The sequence below is a fragment of the Mycobacterium sp. MUNTM1 genome (assembly GCF_054660795.1).
Map to the genome: position 1 here is coordinate 22,111 of NZ_BAAGDE010000049.1, position 24,773 is coordinate 46,883.

The 24,773-nt window shown below is 64.2% G+C and carries 23 protein-coding genes and 1 pseudogene; 11 read left to right on the forward strand and 13 right to left on the reverse strand.

The genetic code is table 11. The features are described 5' to 3' along the window. Positions 1-736 precede the first annotated feature (736 nt). From ACYQ8K_RS23105 to ACYQ8K_RS23140, 8 genes are all read right to left on the reverse strand, one after another. Positions 737-1,270: an Imm61 family immunity protein gene (locus tag ACYQ8K_RS23105; RefSeq protein WP_459972638.1), complete on the reverse strand. Its 534-nt coding sequence runs from the start codon at positions 1,268-1,270 to the stop codon at positions 737-739. Further along, complete coding sequence (locus tag ACYQ8K_RS23110) at positions 1,267-4,257, reverse strand: WXG100 family type VII secretion target (RefSeq protein ID WP_459972640.1); 2,991 nt, start codon at positions 4,255-4,257, stop codon at positions 1,267-1,269. The genes ACYQ8K_RS23105 and ACYQ8K_RS23110 overlap by 4 nt, the downstream gene beginning before the upstream one ends. A gap of 50 nt (positions 4,258-4,307) precedes the next feature. Next, complete coding sequence (locus ACYQ8K_RS23115) at positions 4,308-4,943, reverse strand: hypothetical protein (RefSeq protein WP_459972642.1); 636 nt, start codon at positions 4,941-4,943, stop codon at positions 4,308-4,310. Positions 4,944-4,964: 21 nt separating this feature from the next. Then, a complete protein-coding gene (locus ACYQ8K_RS23120; protein ID WP_459972644.1) occupies positions 4,965-5,342 on the reverse strand; it encodes an SseB family protein in 378 nt (125 codons plus the stop codon). Positions 5,343-5,662: 320 nt separating this feature from the next. After that, entirely contained in the window at positions 5,663-6,880 is a 1,218-nt protein-coding gene (locus tag ACYQ8K_RS23125) for a GNAT family N-acetyltransferase (RefSeq protein WP_459972645.1), read from the reverse strand. A 30-nt stretch (positions 6,881-6,910) separates the two neighbouring features. Then, entirely contained in the window at positions 6,911-7,330 is a 420-nt protein-coding gene (locus ACYQ8K_RS23130) for a hypothetical protein (protein WP_459972647.1), read from the reverse strand. Between the two features lie 60 nt (positions 7,331-7,390). After that, a complete protein-coding gene (locus ACYQ8K_RS23135; RefSeq protein WP_459972649.1) occupies positions 7,391-8,602 on the reverse strand; it encodes an acyl-CoA dehydrogenase family protein in 1,212 nt (403 codons plus the stop codon). Further along, the gene (locus tag ACYQ8K_RS23140) at positions 8,599-9,240 is read right to left on the reverse strand and encodes a TetR/AcrR family transcriptional regulator (protein ID WP_459972682.1); all 642 of its coding nucleotides are present in this window, start codon (positions 9,238-9,240) and stop codon (positions 8,599-8,601) included. The genes ACYQ8K_RS23135 and ACYQ8K_RS23140 overlap by 4 nt, the downstream gene beginning before the upstream one ends. A gap of 225 nt (positions 9,241-9,465) precedes the next feature. Here ACYQ8K_RS23140 and ACYQ8K_RS23145 point away from each other — a divergent pair, with 225 nt between their 5' ends. The 4 genes from ACYQ8K_RS23145 (at position 9,466) to ACYQ8K_RS23160 (ending at position 12,749) form a co-directional block, all read left to right on the forward strand. Then, positions 9,466-10,794, forward strand: coding sequence for a sensor histidine kinase (locus ACYQ8K_RS23145; protein WP_459972651.1), 1,329 nt, complete (start codon positions 9,466-9,468; stop codon positions 10,792-10,794). A 103-nt stretch (positions 10,795-10,897) separates the two neighbouring features. Beyond that, positions 10,898-11,707 (forward strand): enoyl-CoA hydratase/isomerase family protein, encoded by an 810-nt coding sequence (locus ACYQ8K_RS23150; RefSeq protein ID WP_459972653.1) that lies wholly within the window; start codon positions 10,898-10,900, stop codon positions 11,705-11,707. After that, the gene (locus ACYQ8K_RS23155; protein WP_459972655.1) at positions 11,704-12,300 is read left to right on the forward strand and encodes a TetR/AcrR family transcriptional regulator; all 597 of its coding nucleotides are present in this window, start codon (positions 11,704-11,706) and stop codon (positions 12,298-12,300) included. Before ACYQ8K_RS23150 ends, ACYQ8K_RS23155 begins: the two co-directional genes overlap by 4 nt. 50 nt (positions 12,301-12,350) lie before the next feature. Continuing rightward, positions 12,351-12,749, forward strand: a complete 399-nt coding sequence (locus tag ACYQ8K_RS23160) for a VOC family protein (RefSeq protein ID WP_459972657.1) — start codon at positions 12,351-12,353, stop codon at positions 12,747-12,749. 114 nt (positions 12,750-12,863) lie between these two features. Here ACYQ8K_RS23160 and ACYQ8K_RS23165 read toward each other — a convergent pair whose 3' ends face one another. After that, positions 12,864-13,943: an IS110 family RNA-guided transposase gene (locus tag ACYQ8K_RS23165; RefSeq protein WP_459972659.1), complete on the reverse strand. Its 1,080-nt coding sequence runs from the start codon at positions 13,941-13,943 to the stop codon at positions 12,864-12,866. 673 nt (positions 13,944-14,616) lie between these two features. Between ACYQ8K_RS23165 and ACYQ8K_RS23170 the strand changes: the two genes are divergently transcribed. Then, positions 14,617-15,354: a class I SAM-dependent methyltransferase gene (locus tag ACYQ8K_RS23170; RefSeq protein ID WP_459972683.1), complete on the forward strand. Its 738-nt coding sequence runs from the start codon at positions 14,617-14,619 to the stop codon at positions 15,352-15,354. Between the two features lie 41 nt (positions 15,355-15,395). Here the strand turns inward: ACYQ8K_RS23170 and ACYQ8K_RS23175 are convergent. After that, positions 15,396-16,710: pseudogene (locus ACYQ8K_RS23175) on the reverse strand (IS256 family transposase). A 572-nt stretch (positions 16,711-17,282) separates the two neighbouring features. Between ACYQ8K_RS23175 and ACYQ8K_RS23180 the strand changes: the two are divergent. The 5 genes from ACYQ8K_RS23180 (at position 17,283) to ACYQ8K_RS23200 (ending at position 21,151) form a co-directional block, all read left to right on the forward strand. Further along, positions 17,283-17,660: a hypothetical protein gene (locus ACYQ8K_RS23180; protein ID WP_459972661.1), complete on the forward strand. Its 378-nt coding sequence runs from the start codon at positions 17,283-17,285 to the stop codon at positions 17,658-17,660. A 39-nt stretch (positions 17,661-17,699) separates the two neighbouring features. Next, complete coding sequence (locus ACYQ8K_RS23185) at positions 17,700-19,430, forward strand: alpha/beta hydrolase (protein ID WP_459972663.1); 1,731 nt, start codon at positions 17,700-17,702, stop codon at positions 19,428-19,430. Positions 19,431-19,588: 158 nt separating this feature from the next. Then, complete coding sequence (locus ACYQ8K_RS23190) at positions 19,589-20,083, forward strand: hypothetical protein (protein WP_459972665.1); 495 nt, start codon at positions 19,589-19,591, stop codon at positions 20,081-20,083. 6 nt (positions 20,084-20,089) lie between these two features. Further along, on the forward strand, positions 20,090-20,647 hold the full coding sequence (locus tag ACYQ8K_RS23195; protein WP_459972667.1) for a hypothetical protein: 558 nt from the start codon (positions 20,090-20,092) through the stop codon (positions 20,645-20,647). A 117-nt stretch (positions 20,648-20,764) separates the two neighbouring features. Continuing rightward, on the forward strand, positions 20,765-21,151 hold the full coding sequence (locus tag ACYQ8K_RS23200; RefSeq protein ID WP_459972668.1) for a hypothetical protein: 387 nt from the start codon (positions 20,765-20,767) through the stop codon (positions 21,149-21,151). A gap of 372 nt (positions 21,152-21,523) precedes the next feature. Here ACYQ8K_RS23200 and ACYQ8K_RS23205 read toward each other — a convergent pair whose 3' ends face one another. Both ACYQ8K_RS23205 and ACYQ8K_RS23210 read right to left on the reverse strand, forming a co-directional pair. Beyond that, a complete protein-coding gene (locus tag ACYQ8K_RS23205; RefSeq protein WP_459972670.1) occupies positions 21,524-21,973 on the reverse strand; it encodes a nitroreductase family deazaflavin-dependent oxidoreductase in 450 nt (149 codons plus the stop codon). Position 21,974: 1 nt separating this feature from the next. After that, positions 21,975-22,826 (reverse strand): NAD(P)H-binding protein, encoded by an 852-nt coding sequence (locus tag ACYQ8K_RS23210; protein ID WP_459972672.1) that lies wholly within the window; start codon positions 22,824-22,826, stop codon positions 21,975-21,977. 112 nt (positions 22,827-22,938) lie between these two features. Here ACYQ8K_RS23210 and sigI point away from each other — a divergent pair, with 112 nt between their 5' ends. Continuing rightward, complete coding sequence (gene sigI, locus ACYQ8K_RS23215; protein ID WP_459972674.1) at positions 22,939-23,796, forward strand: RNA polymerase sigma factor SigI; 858 nt, start codon at positions 22,939-22,941, stop codon at positions 23,794-23,796. A 3-nt stretch (positions 23,797-23,799) separates the two neighbouring features. Here sigI and ACYQ8K_RS23220 read toward each other — a convergent pair. Further along, positions 23,800-24,773, reverse strand: a 974-nt coding sequence (locus ACYQ8K_RS23220; RefSeq protein ID WP_459972676.1) for a MinD/ParA family ATP-binding protein, incomplete at its 5' end; no start/stop codon positions are given.

Genomic DNA, 24,773 nt, shown 5'->3' on the forward strand with positions numbered 1-24,773 from the left:
CGAGCCGGTGGTAGCCATCTTCTTATTGGCAAGGAACGTATCGGCAATACTTACCTGTGTTACCCCTCGGAGCGAGGAGGTTTCGGGGGCTTTAACCCCGAATCAGCCGTGATTGTCATACCAACAGCTGCAGCAGCGTCGAGAACTTTGTGACGTAACCGCTCCGCCTCGACGCCGGGCAGCGGGTCCTTCTCGTACGTAGGCTTAATGTTCGAGTCTTCGTCGTCGTAACGCCACAGCCATAGATTGACCATAGATTGACCCAGCCCTGCTCCCGAGACCTTAGCTCCAGTCGCCCGAACTCCTGATCCCAGTCATCACTCAGGCGACCACGCCGAACCAATCCCAGCCGTTCGCAAAATTCGTTGAGATTCCGCGCCAACTCGCCCTTCATCAAAATCCGAAATTGATCACGCATCATCTGCGGGACCCTCCGGGTCGATTGATAATCCAGTTGCATGAGCTGTGGATTTCGCTCACTCGGGTCCATGGCCTCCCATGCCTCCCTAGCCTTGTCGACCATAGCGTACGAAGAGATCTGTACGTCGTAGTCGCTCAGCGGCGCGAGTCGCCAGCCCTGGTACGCCGCTGATCGCCGTCGTTAATGCCAGCCCCAACGCGCGGTACGCCGCATCGTATTTCTGAGTCAAGCGGGCGCGCTGGCCAGCCGGTGTCGCGGCTTAATCGCCTGGGCAGCCGCACGTATTGTCGTCGGCGAGGGGCCTCAACTGCGCAATTAAGCGGTGACGAACAGCGGAGTACCGTCCTCACTCAGAAATGATTCTTTGATCGCCTCGACGGTGACGCTTAGCGATCTCGCCAGACGAACCAACATCATCGTACCCAATACAGCATCACCACTTCCAACGGCCACGATCGTGCCCATTGGGCCGACCAATGAGCGGCGCAGCCTTCCGCCGAACTCCATTTGTCGAATGGTGAAGCCGTCCGGGATTTCTCCTATCTTGGAAGGCTGACGTAAGCGAGGAAGGTGTCGAGCTTCTCGCATCGTCTGGCCGAAATATGCGTAAAGATACCGTTCAACGGTTTCCATCGACGGCGCTGCAAGGTTGAATTGGTCATTGCCCATACGCTCAGAGGTGGAAACCACGAACCAGCCCTCGATATCGAGAGCTATGAACTTCCGAATTTCTCCACCGCTGTTCCAAAAGATTGCTGGTTCCCCAATTTCGGAAGCGTGGGTCAACGAATATTCCGCAGCACTTGCCCACTCTTCCAAATCCTCGGAAACTACAACCATTCGGCTCATCTCGGTTCCTCTAACGACCGCAAAATTTGCAGGTCCGGATCCGTAAGTATCTCCGTGGGCACAGCCTCACCTTCAGAGTTAAAGAACCGCAGCTGTAGGCCGCCGCCGGGCTGTCCCAGCCCCGGGGCGACTTCAGAGACTTCCATTGTCCACTCCTCTGGTATCAGCGTCGGGTCGAAGGCATATGAATTGTACGGACCATAAAGTGACTCGAAATGGAGCGAACGTTGCTCAAAGCTGGCCGCTCGACCATCCTCCATCACGCCCAGATATGTACCAGTCGACGGACCTATACGGTCAAATTGCTCACCAAAGTCTGCAACGAACCTATGCGGGTCATCATACAAGATCTTACTGCCGGGTACCGCGCCGTCATTCTTAGGATAATTTACCCAATGTTCGCCGTGCGGTCCTAACTTGTGGAAGCGCTCTGCATACTGCTGTTCAGTATAAGCATTACCTTGCGGATCGCGACCGAAGGGCGCGTCAGAGTCGTTCATCAACTGCTCTACTTGCGGATCAATCCGGTTCGGGTCGAACGGATCGTGGCCGGGGTCCCACGCCGGGAGGGGGTCACCATAATGCGGATCCAGCGGCGCATCAGCTAATCTGCGCCATCCGGGTCCGGATTTATCGAGTGAATGCATGTGGTCTCGACCCGGACAGTGGCCTTCGGGAAAACGCTGACCGCCAGACGCCGCCGGATGAGTGCCAATTGCTCCAGGCTCCCGTGGATCATCCGGGTGCCCATCAATGACAGGTCTGTCAAGCGGATCTCCCCGGTGGCTGGGACGATGACCACGTTCGACCGGGTGGTGCTCCCCGGCCCCCGCCCCGCCCGATGCGTCCCGGGCGGCGGCCTCGCTGGCGCGTGCCGCTGGGGTGGGTGTACGGGAATCCCCGCTTGGGCGCGCGCCTGTCGGTTTCTCCGCGGGTAGGGCACCCTCGCGAGGTGCTGTTTCCCGTAGCGGCGATCCGTCGCGGACAGCTGGTTCGCGAGGCTTGGGCGGCGACGCGTCGGCCGGCCGCGGATGTTCGGTATGGCCGCGCTCGGTTGGGCGCGGGCTCTCGGCTGGTTCGACACGGCCGGGATGCGGCTGCGTCGGCGACGCGGCAGCCGGCTCTGTACGGGCCGGGGCCCGTTCACCGTCAGGTGTGTGTTCGTGGCCGGGAGTCTGATGGCTGAGGTCTTCGCTCCGACTGAGGCCCGCGCCTCTCTCATCGGCCACATGCGGACGGCCCTCGACTTCGGTCGGGGTGTGCGCCGATGCCGACTCCACCGGCGTCGACGGATGCGGATCAGGCTGCGCCTCAAGCGGTTTCACTGCCTCTGAGGGGGGACCGGACGGCCCCGGCCCACCCTCGTTGCCCCCATGGGGACCGGCCGGTTCCGTGCTGGCCGGCGGTTGGGCGTTCTCGGGTGCGCGCACAGGCTCTGACACCGGTTCCGGTGCCGGACCTCGATCGAGTGTGGGCGGATGCTCACCGGCGATCCCGTGCCCGGGTGTCTGCATCTCCAGCGGGCCGTGTTGGGCGGGCGGCTCCGGCCTGGCATCCGGCCGTGGTGGCGCAGTGTGCTCGGCCGGCGGCGGCCCGTGTTCGGCGGGCGCAGGACCGTGCTCGGCTCGAGGCGAGGCGTGCTCGTTTGGTGGCGGGGGGTGCTCGGCCGGGGGCGCATGCTCAGCGGGCGGTGCGGTGTGCTCGACGGGCGCCGGACGCTCGGCCGGAGCCGGTGCGTCGTGGACATTGGCCGCGGGACGGGGCTCGGCAGCGTGTTCCGTGGGTACGGCCCGCGGCGGTTCGGACACGTGCGGGGAGCCGGGAACACGCGTGTGCGTGGCCACGTCCCGAACGGCCCCTTCCATTCCGCCGCGAGCTCCCCCGCGCATGCCCTTGAGGGCATCGGAGAGCACCGACTTCGCCAACCCAGCGCCTTTGGGTCCAAAGGGGGCGATGTTAGCGATGAACGTACCGGTGGCTTGGCCGGGATCGTCCTTCCAACCCGTCCCGATGAAACCCTTGACCAGCTCGTCGGGATGGGCCGCCATCTTCACCAGACCAGCGCCCACCGCCGCAGCGTTGGCCCCGTACTGCGCTGGGTGCGCCAGGTTGTAAGGATCAGTCGGGTTGACCGTGCGCGCCAGCTTGACCAGGCCGGTGCCGGCTTCGGCCAATCCCACCACCATGTGTGAGTCGAACATGCCGGCGGTGTCTGCCGCATCTTGGACGTCGTCGAGCAAACGTTCACTGGCCGACGGCAGCGGCGGTGCCTCCCCGGCGGCATCGTTGAGCGACGATGCCGCGCTGGCGGCTGCCGAATTGCGATGCGCCCGAGCACCTTTGAGTACGTCATTCGCTTGTTCGCGCAATGCCGGACCGGGGTCTTGGCCAGGATCGGTGTCTGAGGCGCCGCTGACGTAATCGTCGTGCTTTTGTTGCCAGTCGTTGTGTTTTTGCTCGGCCTCGTCCCACAGCCGGATCGCCTCAGCGGCTTGGCTTTGCGCCCACTCCACCGCGTCGGCCAGGTTGTGCAGCGCCGCCGCCGCCTTAGTCGAGGCATCGGAAGCCTTCAACCACTTTGGATACTCGGTTTCGACAGCTTGGTGGTACTCGTTGGCCATCCGACCGGAGAAATTCCCGACCGATATGCCGCGTAGGCCCTCTCCTGCGTTTTCGAAATCTTTGGCGAACGCTTCGAGTTTGCCGGCCCGGTCGCGCATGGCACCGGGATCGCCGTGCACTAACTCTCGAGGATCGTGGGTCTGTCCGAGCGATTTCTCGTCCGGAGTCGCGCCCAACTGATCGGCGACGGAGTCACCCCAGTGCCGCACCGCGTCGCCCACGCTACGGAGTCCGACGGCGTCCAACCCCGCCCCGGCTCCGTGAGCCACCGCATCGATAACCTTGCCGGCCCCACGCTCGGCGTTATGGAAGCCATCCTCAACGTCTTGGACCAGATTGTCCAAGTCGTACCAGTGCTTGCCCACCGACTATCCCTGGCTGGGCGTTACCGACATCCAGACGGCCGTGCTCCCGGTCACCCGAGCGGCCCTGGCGAAGGAAGCTGCGAGCCTGCAGTGAGCACCGGAGCGAGTTCGGGATTCGACACGATCACCCCGTCCTCGGCGGCTTGTAGCGCGTTGTCCTTGACGACACCCCAGCTCTGCTGCAGCTGCGGGAGCGCATCGTGAAACGACTGAGCCGACCAGTCCGGGTGGGCCAACTGGTTGACGTTGTGGTCGAACACCTGACCCAACGACATGTCGTCGGTACCAGCCACCACGATGTTGCCTTGGGCATCTTTGACCGAGTGCTGTTGCAGGGAGGGATCTCCCGCCAGGTCGTTGAGCATGCCCTTCCCGGCGTTGGCGAAGTATTGATCCTGCTTCTCGAACCTGCCTGCGCCTAGGTGCAATCCGTGGCCGATGTAGCTGGCTTTATTTACCAAAGCTCGGGTACCCCACTCCCAGCGCTGCACGAAGTTGTCCAGCCCCGCCTTGGCATCGCCATGACTCATCTGCTCACCGGTCAACGCCATGTCGTCAAATCCCCGACCCAGCTGCCCGGTGTAGCTGCCCAGCGCACCACCGGACAGCTGCGAGATCAAGTCATTGATGCCCTTAGCAGCCTGCCGCAGAACTTCCGGTTGCACCTTGATGTCAACATCGTTCACGACACCACCACCTCACCTGAGTCAACATCGACATATCGATGCGGCGTCAAACACTGCACCGGCGGAAAGACCATCACATCCGCGCTGGCGGCATCGACTACCAACCAGGCCCGTGGCCGTTGGCGCCTTATCGAGCAACTCGTCCAGCACGACGGCGCCCCGTAGCGCACAAATCTCTATGGCATCCAGGTCGCGGCCCGCAGCCTCAGCAAACGTGGCGCACCGCCCCACATCGGTGAATACGGCCAGCCACGGCAGATCGCCCCATACCCAGGTGAATATGTTGCCGTCGACGTCAAGCGGCACCACCAACTCCGCCGATCGCAATCCTGCGATCAACGCGGTCCCATCGCCGAAGCCAGCGAAAAACGCCGCGCGTTCAGTGTCGAAATCAGCCACTTCTGCCCCAAAGCTAAGCCGGAACCCCTTATGGGCGCGCCGGCATAAAGCCTAACAGCCAGATCACGGTGCCTGCACCACTTATCAGGGGGAATTGAATCGGACTCCGGCTAGGCCTTGGCGGTACCAAAACGCCATTTCGCGAAGCTCTACCGTGGAATCATCCGCCAGATCGGCTGAGATGATCCGCCGTTCAACGTAAAAGCGCCGTACGGGGAGAGGCCCGCTGATTCCGCTCGGCGATTGCAGAACAGATGCCCATTGGGTCGTTAAATGATTCGGCCACTTTCCTTAAAGCGCGGATGCGCGTGGCACTCCGATTAGAAGAACGTCCCGGCGTGCGGCGCCTCGGGCACCGCGAACAATTGGTCGGCCACGTCCAGGGCGACCGGATCGTCGGCCCGGGCCAGCCCGGCAGCGGCGAGACTGCGCCAACGCGTGCCGCCGAGCAGCGCGGCAGCCAGGCCCCCGATACCGACGTGGACGTCGGCGCGACGGGTCGTCGGTTCGGCGCCGTCGCCGGTGATCGTGAAGCTCACCGAATTATTCGGCAGCACTGGGTCATTCACCGCGATCGTGACCGCCCCGTCTCCGACGTAGGAGCGCGCCGCCAGCGCATGGCGGGCATCGATGACCCGCAACCACGTTTCGTCGTGCACCGCGGTGACCTTTGCCGCCCGGCGATCGACGAATAGCCAGGGCAGCGTGTCGTCGAGGGGCAGCATCCAGAACCTCACCCGGTGAACGAGATCCAGGCCGAGCAGGTATCGCAGCAGCCCGAGATAGGCCTCGGGGGTCGGCGCGAAGAAATCCTCGACCACGACGCTGCGCTGGTCGCTGACGAACCAATTCTCGGTGTCGACGGGCCGGTAGCGGGCGAACCCCGACTCGGCGCCCGGTTCGCCGTGAACAGCGACATACCAAGCCCCCGGCGAGGATTCGGTGCGGCGCCGTGCGCTCTCCCACCATGTGCGCGGGCGGTCGATGGTTCCGGGACGGGACGGACGATGGGTGTCATAGACGCGGGGCAAGGTCTCCCAGACCTCGGCGGCATCGAGCAACCGCACCGGGCCTCCCAACCCGACCTCGGGGCGAAACGCCGCCCGCGCGCTCGTAATCTCCACGCTCTGAAAGCAACTCGCTACCCCGTAGCCGTATCGCTCATAGATGGTGGCCTCCGATGCCCGCAACGACGCGACCGCCTCACCGCGCTCGGCGATGTCGTGCAGCTGGTGCCGGATCAGCTCGGTGGCGACTCCCCTTCGGGTGTGCGACGGCAGCACCCCGATGTGAGTCACGGCGGCGTGGGCCACGGCGGCTCCGCCGGGGAGGGTCATGGTGTTCGTTACGGCGTCCGCGGTGCCGGCAAGTTCTCCGTCGATGAATGCGCCGATGGTGCGGCCTGGGTCGAGCAGCTTGGTGATCTGGCCGGGCGGCAGGTTCGAGATGGGCGGCAGGCCCACCATCGCGGTGCGAAACAATCTCGCCGCGGCGACGAGGTCATCCTCGGTGTCGAGAACCCGGATCTCGATGGTCATCCCGCCATCATGTCGCGCCCGCGCACGGCCTCACCCGATGGGTGTGATGCCCGCATTGGAAATCGTGAACCCACGGCCCGAGGTCACGGTGCACGTGACGCCGTCGGCCTTGGACGCACAGCCGAATGGCCCGAGCGCGGCGGTCTGGCCGTAGGGCAGGACCGGCGTGCCGATCCCCGCGTTGCCGAGACACGAAACACCCGTGCAATTCGTGACCGCACCGGTCGTGGCCAGGCGCACGGATGCGGGGGGCTCGTTGGTCTGGCAATAGGCCTGGTCGGGGATGCCGGGATCGCGCTGGTAGTCGACCTCGCAACTGATGTTGCGCGACGGCGACAAGAAGGCACATACCGACGCCGTGCAAACGGGGTTGTCCGCGATCGCCGCGGGCGCCCCGACCCAGCAGCCGACGACGACGACTCCGAGTGCCGCGATGACCGCACGCTTCACGTCAGCCCCTTACGGTTGGTGTGCCGCAGAAGCTATCAGACGCAACCGATTTGTGGCCGGCTAACGGATGGGCAGGCCCGTCAGCGCCCGGGAGACAACCAGGCGCTGAATCTCGCTGGTGCCCTCGAAGATGGTGAAGATCTTCGCATCGCGGTGCATCCGCTCCACCGGGTAGTCGCGCGTGTATCCGTTGCCGCCCAAGATCTGAATGGCCTCGTCGGTGACGTAGACCGCGGTCTCGCTGGCCACCAGCTTGGCCATCGATCCCTCGGCCGAGTCGAAGGATTGGTTGTTGCGCGCCATCCATCCGGCCCGCCACACCAGCAGGCGGGCCGCGTCGATCCGGCATTTCATATCGGCCAGCTTGAATGCCACCGCCTGGAATTCACCGATCTTGCGGCCGAATTGCTCACGCTGGCAGGCATAGTCGAGGGCATACTCGTAGGCGGCCCGGGCCACGCCCACCGCCATGGCGCCGACCGTCGGTCGGGTGCGCTCGAAGGTCTTCATGGCGGCCTGCCCGCGCGCGGAGGCACCAGATTTGACGCGGGCGATCCGCGCTTCGAATTTCTCCCGGCCACCGAGGATGTGGTCCTCGGGCAGGCGGACGTCGTCGAGCACCACCTCGGCGGTGTGCGAGGCGCGGATTCCGTGCTTCTTGAATTTCTGCCCCTGCGCCAGGCCTTTGACGCCCGCCGGGATGATGAAGGTCGCCTGGCCGCGGGTGCCGAGTTCGGGGTAGACCGACGCCACCACGATGTGCACGTTGGCGATACCGCCGTTGGTGGCCCAGGTCTTGGTGCCGTTGAGCACCCATTCATTCGTCGCCTCGTCGTAGCGGGCCCGGGTGCGGATGGCGCCGACGTCGGAGCCCGCGTCGGGTTCGGACGAGCAGAACGCACCGAGCTTGGGTTCGTCGGCGGTGCCGAACATTTCGGGCAGCCAGCGGCCCAGCTGCTCGGGGGTGCCGTTGCCGGCCAGCGCCGCCGCGGCCAGCCCGGTGCCCATGATGGACAGCGCGATACCCGCGTCACCCCAGAACAGCTCCTCGAACACCGTCAGCATGCCCAGCCCGGTGGGCTCGGCCGCCTGCTGTGCGAACAGGTCGGGGGAGTAGAGCCCCACCTTCGCGGCCTCCTGGATCACCGGCCACGGCGTTTCTTCTCGTTCGTCCCATTCCGCGGCGGCGGGGCGGACCACGTCGGCCGCGAACTGGTGCACCCAGTCGCGAACTTCGATCACGTCGTCGGACAGTTGCAGTGAAAAGGTCACAGCTCTGCTCCTGAATCATTGTTGTTCAACGGATTTCGGGGATTCGCGTATTGATCGAGGACGCTGACGGTCTGGTTGACCCACGCCTCGAAGTAGCGTTCTTCGTCGGTGTTGCCGGGCAGGCGACCGGTCAGCGCCTGCAGCGTCGCCGCGTAGGACAGCGAACCGATCGCGACGGCCGCGGCCGCTTCGGGATCGGGAATGCTGGTGCGGCCGGACCGATTCGACGCGGCCAGTTCGTCGGCGAAGCGCTGGTAGGCGTTGTCGGTGATCACCTGCCACGTCTTCTCGTCGAGATCGCCGAGCTCGTCGGGTTCGCGCAGCATCACCTTGAGCAGATCCTCGCTCTGCTTGAGATTGCTCCAGATCAGCTGGCCGGCGATGCGCACCGCCCGCTCAACGCTGCCCGGTTGCCCCGCGTCGTATTGCTCTCGCGCGGCGACGATGCTGTCAATCCGGTGTGCGACGGCCGCCTCGAGAAGCTCGCGCTTGGAGCCGAAGTGCTTGTAGAGCGCTCCGGAGCCGGGCGCCAGCCCGGACTCCCGCTGAATGTCGGCCACGGATGTCGCCGCGTAGCCCTTGGCGGCGAAGAGCCGCAGGGCTGCCGACAGCAGCCGGTCGCGTGCCGAGGCGAGCATGGTGAGAGAGTACTCACTCACCGAGGTCAGGCCAAAATCGGCCCGGTTTTGGCACGTGAGGGACGAGGTGGCGAGGCGGCTAGCGTTAAATTCTTGCGAAACGCCACCGCGCTTGAGCGCGCCGGACCGGTACCGCTGTGAGGGTTGTACTCAGGTTGGTTGATAGGGACCGGCGATCGTCTGAAGGAGACCGACATTCGCGTCCTACCGCGTGTACAGCTGCCGATGCGGGTGCTGTCGCTGCGCACCATCGTCATCGTCGCCGCCATATCGGTGATGACCCTGGTCGTCCTGCTGGGCACCTGGGTGTGGGTGGGCGTAACCAACGATCAGTACAACCAGCTGGATCGGCGACTCGATTCGGTCAGCAGCCTGGGCGACATCAGCAGCCTGCTCAATAACGCGGAGCACACGAGTCCGGACCGGCCCGCGCCGGACGGCAATCTGGTGCGCACCGCGCGCATCGGCGGGGTGACCGTGTCGGTGCCCAGCAGCATCGTGTTGCCCCAGCTTCCCGACGGCTACGCGAACACGACCATCAACGGGGTGCAGTACCGCGTCCGCACCTTCGCCGCGGGCCCCGCCTCGATAGCCCTGGCCGCACCGCTGGCCGAAGCCCAGCATCGGATCAATGAACTGCACCTTCGGGTGCTATTGATCTGCGCCAGCGTGATCGGCGGCACCGTCGTCGTGGGCTGGGTGATCTCGCTGATCATGGTCAATCCGTTCCTGTTGTTGGCGCAGCAGGCCCGGGCGATCAATGCGCAGTCCAGTCCCGATGAGGTCCAGGTGCGCGGCGTGCGGGAGGCCGTGGAGATCGCCGAAGCGGTCGAGGGCATGCTGGCCCGCATCGGCAAGGAGCAGCAGCGCACCAAGGCCGCGCTGGAATCGGCGCGCGACTTCGCCGCGGTCGCCTCCCACGAGCTGCGCACGCCGTTGACCGCGATGCGTACCAACCTGGAGGTGCTGTCCACGCTGGACTTGCCGCCCGAGCAGCGCCACGAGGTCATCGGTGACGTCATCCGCACCCAGAGCCGCATCGAGGCGACGCTGACCGCGCTGGAGCGGCTCGCTCAGGGCGAGCTGACCACCGTTGACGACTTCGTCCCGTTCGATATCACCGAGCTGTTGGATCGCGCCGCTCACGACGCGCTGCGCGTCTACCCCGACGTCGAGGTGTCGCTGGTGCCCTCGCCGACGGTGCTGATGATCGGGCTGCCCACGGGTCTGCGGCTGGTGATCGACAACGCCATCGCCAACGCCGTCAAGCACGGCAACGCCGGCAAGATCCTGCTGACCGTCGGCAGCTCCGGTGAGGGCGTGGAGATCGCGATCGACGACGACGGCGACGGCGTCCCGGAGTCGGAACGCGCCACCGTCTTCGAACGCTTCGCCCGCGGTTCGACGGCATCCCGGTCCGGGTCGGGGCTGGGCCTGGCGCTGGTTGCCCAGCAAGCCGAATTGCACGGAGGCACAGCGGCATTGCAGACCAGCCCGCTCGGTGGCACCCGGCTGCTGCTGAGGCTGGCCGGCGATGGGCGCGGCCCGGCGTAGCTGCCGGTCGCATTGTCATGTCGCGGTGGGCCCGAAAGTCGGGGTCTTGCTTTAGTAGAGCGCTCTATATAATCTGGGGTGGGTCGCGTAGAGCGGAGGCTTCATGTACGACGGCGCCGAGCACGTCCGATGTGAGACGCGGGGCCGGGTGCTGACGATCACCCTGGACCGCCCGAGCGCGCGCAACGCGATCGATCCCGAGATGGATCACCGGCTGCGCGAAATCTGGACCGAGTTCCGCGACGACGACGATGTCGACGTCGCGGTCCTGACGGGGGCCGGTGATGCGTTTTGCGCCGGCGCCGACCGCAATACCTGGTTCACCCGGTGGCGCGATGCCGACGCGGCCGTGGTGCGGCGCAACGCCAAAGGCGTTGGCTTCGGCGGGATCACGCGCGGTCTCCGCATCGCCAAGCCGGTCATCGCGGCCGTCAACGGCTGGGCGCTGGGTGCGGGATTAGAGCTGGCGCTGGCCTGCGACATCCGCATCGCCTCCGACCGGGCGATGTTCGGCGCGCCCTTGGTGGGCTTGGGCTTTCATCACGGTGACGGCGGAATCTCCCGACTTGTCGATGCCTGCGGCCTGGCGGTCGCGCTGGATCTGGAGCTCAGCGGTGAACCGATCGACGCGCAACGTGCGTTGCAGGTCAATCTCGTCACCCGAGTTGTCGCGCACGATGAGTTGATGAGTGCCGCCTACGCCCTTGCCGGTCGCATTGCCGGGCACGAACAATCCGCGGTTCGGTCGGCCAAGGAGACGGTGCTGGACGTGCTCGGGCGCCCACTGGACGATCAACTCGAGCGTGAGGCGCTGAGCGCCTATTCCATTGATCGCCAACGTGCCCAGCGAATCGTGGATGGTCTCCCGCTGGGTTCCGCGGCCGGCGGTACGGCGCCCGCGCGGTCCTCATGACCACGCCGACCCGTGATCGATTCCTGACCGCGGCGATCGGCCTGTTTCGGCGCCAGGGGTACTCGGGCACCGGCCTCAAGCAGATCGTCGCCGAAAGCGGGGCCCCGCTGGGTTCGCTGTATCACTTCTTCCCCGGCGGCAAGCAAGACCTGGCCGTGCAGGCGATCTCCCAGACCGCCGAGCGCTACCAACAACTGCTGGACAGGGTGTTCTCCGAGTCTGTCGACGTCGGTCGGGCCGCGGTCACATGGTTCGACTGGGCTGCGCGCGCCCTGGAAGAAACCGACTTCGCCGACGGGTGCCCGATCGGCACGGTGGCGTGTGAGATCGCCAGCAGCAACGAAGCCTTGCGTGAAGCGAGCCAGGCCGTGTTCGACTCCTGGGAATCACGGGTGGCTGTCGAGCTGATCGGCGCCGGCGTGTCGGTCGCCCAATCCCACCGCTTGGCGACGTTCGCGGTGGCCAGCCTGGAGGGGGCGATCATGCTCGCCCGCGTGCAACGGTGTACCCGTCCGCTGGAAGACACCGGCCACGTGGTCGCCGAAACCCTCTGTGCGGCGACGAAACGCCCTGATAATCAGGCGATTTCATGAGCCGCCAGGCGTTGACGGACCGTAACGCGCGTCTCGACGAAGGTTGACTGATGCTCGGCCACCTCGGCATCAACGTCCCCGATCTGTCAGCCGCAAAACGGTACTACGACGCGCTGATGCCCCTTGTCGGTTTTGAGCCGTTCTTTCATGCCGACGACGAGTTTTCTTATCGGCCCGCCCAGGGCAAGCCGGGCACGTTCCTGTTCTTTTATCCGGCGCTCGAGCCGCACGAGTACTCCGCGCAGCAAGCGGGGCTGCAACACCTGGCATTCATTGTGCGGCACCGGTCGTCGGTGCGCGCCGTGCACGATCATGTCGTTCGAATCGGCGGTACGGTGATTCATCCGCCGCGCCATTTCCCGCAATATCCCGGGCATTATTACGCTACGTTCTGGTATGACGAATTCGGCATCAAACTCGAAGCCGTGTGCCACCACGACCGTGATTAGATGAACGGCCATGATGCGGCTCACGGACAGCGGCATCCCCAGTCACTTTGGTAGTACTCGGCTGTGTAGTGCCTGGCCACCGAGGGAAGGGCCCGGCGTAGCGGCGGAAGGTTCTCAGGAAAGCGCTAGCCATCGATTACAAGATGACGGTGAGCAGTCGGACGACGCGGCTTGGGCAACACGGTCGGCGCGTAGACGTCCAAACACGGTGCGGGCAATCCGGCGTTCGACCCGGCGCAGGGCTTCGGCATGCGAATCCCCCGACTCGCGGCGCCGCTTGTAGTACGCTGCACCAGGCCCATTGCGTCGGATCTGGGTTATTGCAATTCGATATAAGGCCATATTCAACTGGCGATTGCCTGAGCGAATTGTTCGGAACCTCACGTGCCTCGACCCTGACCAATGGGGAATTGGCGCTACGCCCGCGTGACGGGCGAATGCGGCTTCACTCCGGAACCGTGACACCCCCGCAACTTCTCCAACGATTTTCGCCGCAGTCAACTCTGCGCAACCGAAAATAGTGAGCAACGATGATGCCTTTGCGCGCACGAGCGCAGCGATGCGGATCTCCAAGTCTTTGATCTGTTCGGTCAACCCCATGACATCGGTCAGCTCTTCGCGAGCTAGTTCGGCAACCAGCTCTGAACGTACCGACAGCCAGTCTCTAAGCTCGTGCTGTTGTTTAAAGTGGGCAAGTGCTGTGCCCTTCGGCGCATGCGATGGGTCGAGTTCATGCAATCGCCACAACAGTCGATTAATCACAGCAGTGCGGTAGCCGACTAGGTCGTCCCGGCGGTCCACCAACAATTTAAATTCACGGGAGACCTCGTCGTGCTCGGCGACCGGCAGATCCGGTTCCCGTAAGACAGCCCTAGCGACGGCCAGCGCGTCTATCGGATCTGACTTGCCTCTGGTGCGGGCTGAGGCGCGGCTGCGAGCCATCAGCTGTGGCGGTACCCGCACCACACGCTGACCCGCGCTGAGTAAATCGCGCTCCATCCGCGATGACACGTTGCGACAATCTTCGATGCCCCACACCAAATCAGTACCGAAATTTGTACGCGCCCAAGCCAGCGCCTTCATGCCCCCATCGGTGGTAGCCCGTACCGTCAGGTCGCCGACGATACGCCCGACCGCGTCGGCACCAACGAGGGTGTGTGTAACCTTATGTGTGTCAATTCCGATGACAATCATGGTGCCTGTCCTGACTCTATATAGCGACGAATAAGTGGCGGCTGCAGTTAATGCTGACACTGTTAAAGTTTCCACCCGGCGCGAAACATATTTGCCGTGGCGCCTGAGGCCGGCATGTCTCCGGTAAAGCCAGCTGAAACGGCAGATAACGATTCAGCCAAGCCCCAAGCGCCACGGCTTCGACCCGTGCAACGTCATCGCCTCATACCCAGATGTATTGGCGCCGTTCGTCACGCCGGTCCATCCTTCGCGCCGCACGCCAGCACGTCCATGTAAAGCACACCCAGAAGAGGCGGCAGCGTACTTCAAAGCGCAACGCACGGCGATTAGGACGGTCCCAATGATAGCGCTATCCCCAGTTTGGAGGCCGTGGTCGTTTCTGTTGGCAGCCCGTATTCGGTACGGTGTTGACGGACTGAGAAGTCGCAGCTCATACTCCCCGTTCTTTGATTTCGCCGTCCAACCCAGTACCGCGCCGAGGCCTGGCCCAGAAATTTCGGAGATATTGTCAAATCCTGTGGATTGCGGCTTTTGATGGGCTAGCGGCAAAGTGCGGCATCAGGTGTTCGTTGCGGTGGGCTGGGAGGGGATCGGCAGCGACGAGTCCGTCGGGCCGACTAAACGTGTGATCGCTCAGCGTGGCGCCACATACTCTGGATGTATGTCCGGCCCTATGCATTTCAACCGTCGCGCTGATTTGTACAGAACGTCGAGACCGCCGTATCCTCCGGAGCTTTGGCACCGTGTGCGCGCGACTGGGCTGGTCGGTCCGGGTCGCCGCGCTCTTGATCTGGGGGCAGGGACAGGTGAGGCCACCGGGCCGCTCCTGGGCGAGGGCATGGACGTCGTTGCGGTCGAGCCGGGCCGCGATCTGGCAGCCATCTTGACGGCGAGGTATCCGGCCGCTGATTTGCTGCTATCGCGGGCCGAGGACGTCGAGTTCGCCGAATCAACGTTCGATCTTGTGGTGGCGGCGACGTCGATCCACTGGATGAATCTCGATGTGGTCTTGCCAAAGGTCCATCGCGCCCTGGTGCCGGAGGGTCGATTACTGGTGTGGCGCAATGTGTTCGGGGACCCTGCTGTTGCCACCACGGCGTTCCGGGCCGAAGTGGAGCGGATTGTCAGCCGGCGGCCGACTGCGCGGGCCGATAACCCCGAGGATGCTGCGGTCATGGCCGACAAGCTGACGCACACCGGGCTGTTCTCGGTCGACGACGTGTGTGCCTACAGGTGGAGCATCCAGTTAGACGCCAAGCAGATCCATTGCCTCTTTAGCACGTTTAGTGATTGGACACCCCGAGAGGTTGATGAAGCCTCGACAGCTTGCCGTGCGCTCGGTGGACAGGTCGTCGAGCACTACACATCCTGGTTGATCGTTGCCACGCCCCGCCACGGCCCAGATCGATGACCGACCGAACGAAAAACCCCTCCACCGCTGGATTCGGGTGTTTAGGCGACATCGATTCCGACCGCGGCCACCGCGTCGTCGGTTGGCTCGGGCGGGGTGATGTCGATGGGGCGTTCGAGGAGTTTGCCTTTATGGAAGACGGCGCCGGCGCGAACCAGTACGAACAGGTGTGGTGCGTTGATTTTGCGCCAGCGAGTTTCGGCGGACTCAATGAGCTTATAGGCCATCGCGATTCCGGCGGCACGCGATCCCGGGCCCTTGGTGACGCGCTGGCGCAATCGCACGGTGGCAAAGGTGGATTCGATGGGGTTGGTGGTGCGCAGGTGGATCCAGTGCTCCGCAGGGTATTTGTAGAACTCCAGCAGGGTGTCGAGGTCATCGGTGATCTTGGTGACCGCCTTGGGATACTTGGCGCCGTAGTCGAGTTCGAAGGCCTTGGCCGCGACCTGAGCCTCATCAATGTCCTCGGCGTTGTAGATGTCCTTGAGCGCGGCCAACGCGCTTGGGTGTGCTGATTTGGGCAGTGCGGAAAGGACATTGGCCTGCTTGTGGAACCCAGCAGCGCTGCTCGTGGGTGTCAGGGAAAACCTCGCGCAGCGCCGACCAGAAGCCGAGTGCGCCGTCGCCGACCGCGAGCACGGGTGCTCTCATACCGCGGCGGCGGCAATCACGCAGTAGATCGGCCCACGATTCGGTGGATTCGCGGTACCCGCCGGTGATCGCGACCAGTTTCTTTGCGTCCGTCGGTACGCACCCCGATCATCACCAGCAAACACAGTTTCTGCTGGTCGAGGCGTACCGTGAGGTGGATCCCGTCGACCCACAGATAGACGTAGTCGCTGCCCGATAGGTCCCGGGCCCCGAACGCTGTGGCTTCGTCTTGCCATTGGGCGGTCAGCCGGCTGATCGAGGCCGCCGACAGTCCCGAGCCGGTGCCGAGGAACTGCTCAAGGGCGGGTGCGAAGTCGCCGGTGGACAGCCCGCGCAGATACAGCAATGGCAAGACTTCGTTGACCTGCGGTGACTTGCGCGCCCAGGCCGGCAAGATCGCCGAGGAAAACCGCTTGCGCTCACCAGAGTCGGGGTCGGTCCGTTTGTCGTTGACCCGCGGCGCACGCACCGCCACTGCACCAGCGGCGGTGAGCACGGTGCGCTCATCGTGAAAACCGTTGCGCACCACCAGCCGATGCCCCTCCTCATCCACCAGGTGGCAGTGGGCGTCGATGTAGGCGGCGACCTCGGCCTTCAATGCCGTCAGCATCTGCCGGGCCCCATCGCGGACAATCTCATAAGCAAAGATCGACCACTGACGTCGTCAACGTTGGTCCCATCGGTGGCGTGAACTACGGTGAGCATGGGCGCGCCTTCCCAACCAGCGCACCAACGCCGGTCTTGATCGAATGCCTGATTCCGTGATGATCATCCTCGGGAAGGTGCGCCCACCTTCAGGCCCACCCCACCGAGGCGCATCCACAGGTTTCGATCATTGCTCGAAATTTCGTGGGTTGTGGAGCGCTTTGGCAGTTATGTGAGCTTTTGCGCAATGGCCGAAACCTTGGTGCCCGTTGAGGCGATAGAGGTCCTGATGCTGTAACGACAGAAGGATCACCGTCTATCAAAATTTCGCGGAACCCCAACCGATTGTCTGCTTCGGATCCACGCGGACAAGGTTCGGGTTGCCCCGGGACCCCGCAAGTCGCTCCAGGGCTGAGAAGATCGTTAATTGGGGGTACTGGGTGGCACGGTAGTCGGATGGGTTGGGATGTCCTCACGGAATGAGTGCCAGCAGTAGTCGTTTAAGTCGTTGCTCTCGCCACGGCGGCGCGCGCCACAGTGGTGTTTCCAGCTGTCGTTGGCGGTTCACTTAATTGAGGCAGAACTGCTCACGGTTGAGCGGTAAAATTCCCCGGGGCGGCCAGGCCGTTGAGGTGGCACTGATCGCGAGAGAAATGGGCTGTATGGGTGGATTTGCGATCATCCCGGCGAACGTGCTGGCCGGAGCCGAGCGGATAGGCGCGGAGAACGGTGTGCTGACCGGCATTTCTGTGCCGGGTGCGACTGCCGCGATGGCTGGCCTGCCCGGCTTCGCCACTGCAGCGACGTTGGCCGACGCCCATGATCGAGTGCAGGCTTCCTTGAAGGCAGTCGGGGGTCGATACGAAAACATGGCCCAGATATGCCGGGGCTGCACCAAGAGGTTCCAACTCGCGGACTTGATAATGCCCGGGCAGATGTCGCTGCCGAGCATGCTCAGCGACGGATTTGGTGGGATGGGTGACCTCAACCGCGTGGTCGTGGTCTGGTGATTATCACGGTGCCCGCGATCTGATCCGAGGAACAACGACGTGGGTCGCCCGCAGAAGAGCAATGTGTATAAGGCCAACGCCACCGCACTAGGTGACATGGGTCCGCCGCTGCGCACCGCCGGAGACAAGGTGCTGGAATCCGCTGCGCGCGTCCACGAGCAAGTTCTCGGCTTCGATTGGCAGGGCCACACGAAAGACGCCGTTGACGAGCGGGCCGAGCGCGAATACATGCAGGATCGGGCCGTCGCTGCGGCTTACGACAAACTGGCTGACGCCTACGAGAACGGCGCCAAGGCGATGCAGCCGATGATCGAATCGCTGAAGTCCAACGCCCAGGGGCTAGAAGGTGATCACTTCAACGTTTCGGAAGATTGGGCAGTCACCGACACCTACGACTACGCGGCGGCCCGCACGCTGGCCAAACTGATGGACCCCGACGATACTGCCGGTCTACAGTCGCAGGTCGATCAGCTGCAAGCCCATCGCGCCAACGTAGCTGCCACCGAAACCAATAATCTGCAGCGCCTCGCCGGTCAGCTCGGCGCTGCCGACGCAGAGACCGCCCGAGCGATCAACGACGCCAAACACCTGCTAAGCGACACCACCAACCCCAACGCGCCACCGACGGTGCTCGTCGATCAAGACCTACCCGCATCCCCGCTGCCGGACGATCCGAACCAGTTCACGCAGGCATGGAACTCGCTCACCCAAGAGCAGAAAGACGCGGAATACAACCGCAACCATTTCATCGGCAACCATCCGGGCATGCCATTCCCCGACCGCGACCACTACAACAGGCTGCATCTCCCCGAGCTACAAAATGCCAGCCAAGCCGACCTGGATCGCCTCCGCACTCAGCATCCAGACTGGGCTAACGGGAAAGAGCCCTTCCTGCCGTCGAGGGAGTATCGAAACTGGAAAGCGCAGTGGGATGCGGCCAACCGAGCCCGGGAAGGATACTCGAAGGTAAAGGACAATCTTGGCCCGCCACCGGGCAAAATGCCGCCTGGCGAGCTGCCGAGGTACCTAGGCTTCATCGACGACCAGGGCCGCGCCGCGGTCTCCATCAACAATCCCGATACGGCAAAACGTAACGCCACCTTCATTCCTGGCACGGGGCAAGACCTTACGCGCTTTGATGCCAGTGCCCTGAAATCAGAACGGATGTTGTCCGCCACGCTCGCTGCCGACAAAAGCCTGCATCCCAGCGATGTTTCGGTAACCACGTGGATGGGCTATGACCGGCCAATGAACCTTATTGATGCCGCGTCGACCAGCTACGCGCACAATGGGGCTGCCGCGCTTGACGATTTCCAAGCCGGATTGCGGGCCTCCCACAACGATGCGCTTACCGGGGGCCCCTCACTGAACACCGTCATTGGGCACTCCTACGGTTCGACCGAACTCGGGGCAGCAGCACTCGGCGGTCACCACCTCGACGCCAACAACGTCGTCGCGGTGGGCAGCCCCGGCGTATTGGCTGGACATGCCAGCGACCTCGACCTCGATCCTGGGGCGCATGTATTCGCGACCCGTGCGCAAAACGATGTTATCGGTGTGGTCACGGGCATGACACTGGGCCCCGACCCAATGAGTTCAAAGTTTGGTGGTATCCCATTTGAAGCAGCGCCCGGACCGGGTTGGCCTCTCGGCTTGCCGACGGTTACGGCCCACAGTAGTTATTGGGATCCGGGCAACCCGGCGCTTGACAATATGGGCCGTATTATCGCAGGAAGAGTCGATGTCACCCCGCCCACTTTCACGCCCTAATCCTGATGAAGCCCTCAACTCGTAATGTGCTTTGCTTGCTGGCTGTGCTGCTCACAGCGGGGCTATGTGCTGCGTGCTCATCGGGATCGTCATCCACGTCCACGAAACAACCTGCGTCGCGCGATGCGTCTGGTGCAACGGTAATCCCAGGAGGTCCGATGGAATCGACACCCGCCGTTCCCTCACCGAAAATACCTGCGACCCAAGAAGAAGCGCAGAAGACGGTAATCAAATACATTCAGCAGACGGTGGACGCACTGCCCTCTGGCGCCAGCGTGGATGGAACTCGTTATAGCGGTGTCGGGTCCGGAATCGCCTACTGCGAAGACGAGCCAAAAGACCAAAATGCTCCGGTTAACTACGCGTACTGGGGTGATTTGAACCTTCCGCTAGGTACGGACGTCAATGCCGTTTTCGGTCAGGTGGAAAGCATCTGGAAACGCTGGGGTTGGCAAGTCCTTGAGCGTCAAGGTTTTGAGAAGCCCAATAGGTTTGGCTACGCCCCCGACGGTTACGTGGTGCAAATCAAGGCCGCGTATCCACCCGGCTCGCCCCCGACGATCATCGGAACATCGCCATGTTTCCCAGGCAGCCTGCGAAAGGACGGGATACCTGTCCCCACCGCGATAAACCAGACTCCCCCAACCACGTAGGACTGGATGAGCACTGCCACCGTTCGCACCACGCGGTACCTGGGCACTGGAATCTTCGCGGCTGCCCTGACCTTGCTGGCATGCGGCCCCCACGCTGACGCGCTGCCGCCCGGTTTCCCCAACGTCGACAGCTTCGTCGCTGCGCCAGCAGACAACTACATCGGCACCGGCCCCAAAGGACCGGGTCGTTTCGTGGCGTTCTCGACTCCCTACAACATTCAGTGCGGTTTCACGGCTACCGTCAATCCGCAACCAGCGGGTTCTTCCCAGGGCATTCACTGTGAAGGCCAAATACCCGGCGTCGCATCAGGTCCCACGCCCACTCAGTCGTATGCTGCCGGCACCGTAGGCGACTGGGGTGCAGCGGGATTTCGCATCGACAAGGAGCTAAGTGGCTGCCCAATCGGCTCGTACAACCATGGCACGCTGCTCGGCGCCGGACAGAAAGTCTCGTATCAGAACGTCACCTGCGCCGTCGGTGGTGACGGGCTGGTCGCCTGTCTGGATACCAGCCTCGGACAACACGGATTCGCGCTCAAGCCCTCGGGCAACGTCACGTTCTAAGCCACCAGCTCAGCCCCGCCATGGTCAAAAATTTGTGCTTTCACCGCCACACAGTTCTTGGTCGCTGCCGCGTGGGTGATTGCGAACGCCGATGACGTCGCGCGGTTAGGACTCACGATGCCTGACATCTCCGACTTCCACCCCTTCGTGCAAGAAGCTCTCCGCACCGGCAAGCTTCCCAGCGACGAAGAGATAGCCCGCGCAGTCGGTGAAAACGTCCGCGAGATAAGCCATTTGCGCCAGAGCGTGGAGGCCGAGCCCACCTATTTACGCGACAGTTTCTCCGGGCCCGAATTACAAGACGACGATGAAGAGATATTCCGCCAGCGGTTCCATCAACTCCTACACGAGATGATCGATGAGTGGCACGACGACAACCCACATGCGGGGAGAAGAAGCATCCCGCAATCAGAGCGACAGCGCATCGAAGACTACTGCCGAAGCCAGATACAACACCAATGGAAAATACATCGGCAGCGGCTCACCGAATGGAACGATACGTAGGGTATTGATCCGTTGCGGGACAGTTCTCATCAAGTAGCTTGCGGGCGCGTTATGGCAAGTGCGTAAGCTTCCGGCCGGTCGTCGTCAGGGGTCGGGCTGCTTTGCCTCGCCCCTCGACCGGGACTCCGAGAATCGGCGAAAGGTTAACGAACCCCGTTCACTGGCGGATGAGGTGGCAGCGTAGCGGACGGGGGAGGTAGCGGCGATGACTGCGGCAGTGTAGACGTGCTTCCAGTCGCCCATGACAAGGCGGACAAGGCGGTGAGTTAAGGCGGCCGGACGATCTGATTTGCTTGTGGTGAATGACCTCGCCCGGCATTCGTTTGGCTAAACGGCGGCAGCTTGCATCTGCAAGCCGGCGATTCCGTCGCGTTAGACCGAGCCCGCCGGATCGAAGCGGAAGACGGCGAGTCGCCCTGCCAGCGCTTCGAATTCGTCAGCCGTTCCGTCGCGCACCATCCCCGACCGCTTCGCAAACGACACCCCGACCGGAACCTCGGTGGGGAACGCCCGCAGCACCGGCCGGGCCTCACTGGCGGAAAGTTCGACGATCCGGACGCGGCGTGACCGTCGGCCCCGGCGCAGCGTGCCGGTCCCCGCGGCCCGGGCGTTGGCCGCCCAGTCGGCGCCCGGATAGCCCGCCACCACATAGAGGCCGTCCCGGAAGCTGAACGGCGTCATCGGGGTGCTGCGTGGTTGACCCGACTTGCGGCCGGGCACGGTGAGCACCATGGCGGGACCGGTCGGAATGCCGAGCCGCTGGACAGCCATCATGAACTTGTTCATCGGCTTGAGGTAGCGCGGGGGACGCGGATCGGTCATCTCAGATTCCTACTTTCTCGTTGTCGAACCTGCTGCGGTGTTCGGAAACCCAGTGCGCGAAGGGAACTGGAGGGCGGCCGAGGATCTTCTCCACGTCGTGGGTCACCAGGGCGGGGGTGTCGAGCGTCTGGGCGAGCATGGCGAGGTAGGCGTCGGCGAAGCCGGGCCCGAATCCGATTTCGACGAACCGTTGCCGCACGGCATCGGCGGGGATCTCGCGATACTGCAGTGCCCGCCCCAGGACGCCGCCGATCACCTCGACCAGTTCGGAGTTGGTGAAAGACCGGGGACCGGTCAGTGGGATCCGTTGCCCGACAAGGTCATCGGCGAGCAATGCGTGGGCCGCGACGCCCGCGATGTCCGCCTCGACGATGGGCGCCGTCGATGCGGCGGGGTAGGGCCCGGCGACCACGTCGCCGGCGCGGATCTGCGCCGACCACATCCCGGCGAAATTGGTCGCGAACACGGTGGGCCGCAGGCTCACCCAGGCCAGACCGGAGTCGACCGCGAGGCGTTCGACCTCCCTGTTGCGGTCCCCGCGAAAGCGGGACGGTTGCCGGGTGACGTCGTCGTCGGCATTGATCGCCGACAGCGCGACCAGTTTGGTGACTCCGTCCCGCGCGCATTGCGCCACCACGTCTTCCAGTTGCCCAGCCAGCGCCCGCGAGTTCAGGAACACCGCGGCGGCGCCGGGCAGCGCGTCGGCGGCCGAACCGAACACCTCGACCTCCGCGGGAAAGCCGGCAGGCGCCGGATGCCGGGTGACGGCCCGAACGCGGGCTCCCGCGGCGAGCAGTTCGGTGACGAGTGGACGCCCGACGTTGCCGGTCGCGCCCGTGACGACGATGGTCATGATGGGGCTCCTTCGGTGAACTTCCTGCACTGCTGAAACGACGGGGCAAAAGGTGGGAAAGTTACATCGCGAGAACGTGTAACTTTTTGCCTCAGCGAATCGTCGAAGAGACATGAACCAGTCGTCGTCAGCCAGCGATCAGGTCAGCGAGGCCTGGCGTCGGCACCGCCCGTATCTGGTCAACCTCGCCTACCAGATGCTGGGCGACATCGGCGAGGCGGAAGACATTGCGCAAGAGGCCTTTCTGCGACTCTCGCGCGCCGACATCGGCGAGATCGAGGACACCCGCGGGTGGCTGACGGTGGTGGCGAGCCGCCTCTGCCTCGACCAGGTGCGCTCGGCCCGCGCCAGATACGAGCGCCCGGGCGACATCGAAGACCAACCCGCGCCGCACCGCGTCGACCCGGCCGACCGAATCACCCTCGACGACGAGATCCGCACCGCGCTGCTCGAAGTCTTGCGGAGGCTCAGTCCGGGGGAACGGGTCGCCTTCGTGCTGCACGACGTGTTCGGCGTCCCCTTCGAGTCGATCGCGCAGACTGTTGGCCGCCCGGTCGGCACCTGCCGTCAGCTGGCACGGCGCGCACGATCCAAATTCGAAGCGGCGCAACCGAAGCTGGCCGACGTCGCCCCCGCCGAACACCAGCTGGTGACCGAGAAGTTCATCGCCGCGTGCGCCAACGGTGACCTGCAAGCGTTGGCCGCCGTCCTGGATCCGACGGTGTGGGGCGTGGGCACGATCCTCGCGGATCCGGCCCCGCCACCGCAGATCAACCACGGACCGGATGCGGTGGCGACCAACCTGTTGCGCTACCTGTGGCCGGACGTGACCCTGGTCAGCGGTCCGGTCGGCGGACCGGTACTGCTGGCCTTCAGCGAGCGCCGCCTGTTCGCCGTCATCGTGCTGACGATCCGCGGATCCCGGGTGTGCAAGATCGAGGCCATCGCCGACCCCTCGGCGCGGGCCTAGTCGTCAGTTGTCCTTGGGCCGATGGTCTTTCGCGCCGTCGGGACGCGCCGCGAAGTAGCCGGCGACGGTCGCGGTGATCTCGAGGAATTTGCGCCGCGTGGCCGGGGCCATCTCGTGGCTCACGTCGATGACGCCGCCGGGCCGCAGGTGGGGGTCGTAGGGCACCTCGATGACCGGCCGGCCGTGATCGGTGAACTCACGGGCCAGCAATGCCCGGGTGCGTTTGTCGGCATGCCCGTCGGAATCGTTGAGCACCACGATCGTGTGCTGCAGCAGCGCGTCCAAGCCCTGATCAGCCAGCCACTCCATCGTGCGCGCGGCGGCGGACGCGCCGTCGGCCCAGGGCGAGGACACCACGATCAGCGCATCCAGGTCGCGCAGGACTTCCTGGGTGAGCGGCGCGTCCATCGACGAGCCACAGTCGACGACCGAGATGGTGAAATGGCGGTCCAGCCGCAGCGCGGCCTCCCGGTAGATCGCCGGGTCGAGCACCCGGCGCGGGCCCGACGCCGGTTCGCCGGCGAGCACGTGAAGGCCCGCGGCATTACGGCCCAGCCGCGCCACCACGTCGTCGAACGACCGCAGGTTTTTGTCGGCGGTGAGTTCCCAGAACGAGCCCGTCGAGGCCGGATCGATGCGGCTGCTGAGCCGGCCGAAGGCGGTATCGGCGTCGATCGCCACGACGTGGTCCTGGTTGCGCAGCCCGGCGAGCAACGAGCCCACGCTGGCGGCCACCGACGTCTTTCCCACGCCGCCCTTGCCCAACACGCCGACCTTGCGGTTGCCGTACAGGCGGGTCCGGATGGCCGCCTCGAACTGGGCCTCCTGCTGCTGGGCGGGCGACGGGCCCAGGTTGATCAGGCCGAAGGTGAGCAGCCGTACGACGCGGCGCCAGCCGCGGTCGGGTAACTCATCGCCCTTGGGCAGACCGCCGAGGGGTCCGGTGTGGGGCGCCTGCGGCGGCGCGGGAGGGGCGG

Coding starts and splice junctions, on each gene's coding strand:
- ACYQ8K_RS23140 (WP_459972682.1), bottom strand. CDS start 9,240: ATGCTCGCCTCGGCACGCGACCGGCTGCTGTCGGCAGCCCTGCGGCTC.
- ACYQ8K_RS23155 (WP_459972655.1), top strand. CDS start 11,704: ATGACCACGCCGACCCGTGATCGATTCCTGACCGCGGCGATCGGCCTG.
- ACYQ8K_RS23200 (WP_459972668.1), top strand. CDS start 20,765: ATGCCTGACATCTCCGACTTCCACCCCTTCGTGCAAGAAGCTCTCCGC.
- ACYQ8K_RS23165 (WP_459972659.1), bottom strand. CDS start 13,943: ATGATTGTCATCGGAATTGACACACATAAGGTTACACACACCCTCGTT.
- ACYQ8K_RS23195 (WP_459972667.1), top strand. CDS start 20,090: ATGAGCACTGCCACCGTTCGCACCACGCGGTACCTGGGCACTGGAATC.
- ACYQ8K_RS23105 (WP_459972638.1), bottom strand. CDS start 1,270: ATGAGCCGAATGGTTGTAGTTTCCGAGGATTTGGAAGAGTGGGCAAGT.
- ACYQ8K_RS23190 (WP_459972665.1), top strand. CDS start 19,589: ATGGAATCGACACCCGCCGTTCCCTCACCGAAAATACCTGCGACCCAA.
- ACYQ8K_RS23210 (WP_459972672.1), bottom strand. CDS start 22,826: ATGACCATCGTCGTCACGGGCGCGACCGGCAACGTCGGGCGTCCACTC.
- ACYQ8K_RS23150 (WP_459972653.1), top strand. CDS start 10,898: ATGTACGACGGCGCCGAGCACGTCCGATGTGAGACGCGGGGCCGGGTG.
- ACYQ8K_RS23125 (WP_459972645.1), bottom strand. CDS start 6,880: ATGACCATCGAGATCCGGGTTCTCGACACCGAGGATGACCTCGTCGCC.
- ACYQ8K_RS23205 (WP_459972670.1), bottom strand. CDS start 21,973: ATGACCGATCCGCGTCCCCCGCGCTACCTCAAGCCGATGAACAAGTTC.
- sigI (WP_459972674.1), top strand. CDS start 22,939: ATGAACCAGTCGTCGTCAGCCAGCGATCAGGTCAGCGAGGCCTGGCGT.
- ACYQ8K_RS23160 (WP_459972657.1), top strand. CDS start 12,351: ATGCTCGGCCACCTCGGCATCAACGTCCCCGATCTGTCAGCCGCAAAA.
- ACYQ8K_RS23145 (WP_459972651.1), top strand. CDS start 9,466: ATGCGGGTGCTGTCGCTGCGCACCATCGTCATCGTCGCCGCCATATCG.
- ACYQ8K_RS23170 (WP_459972683.1), top strand. CDS start 14,617: ATGCATTTCAACCGTCGCGCTGATTTGTACAGAACGTCGAGACCGCCG.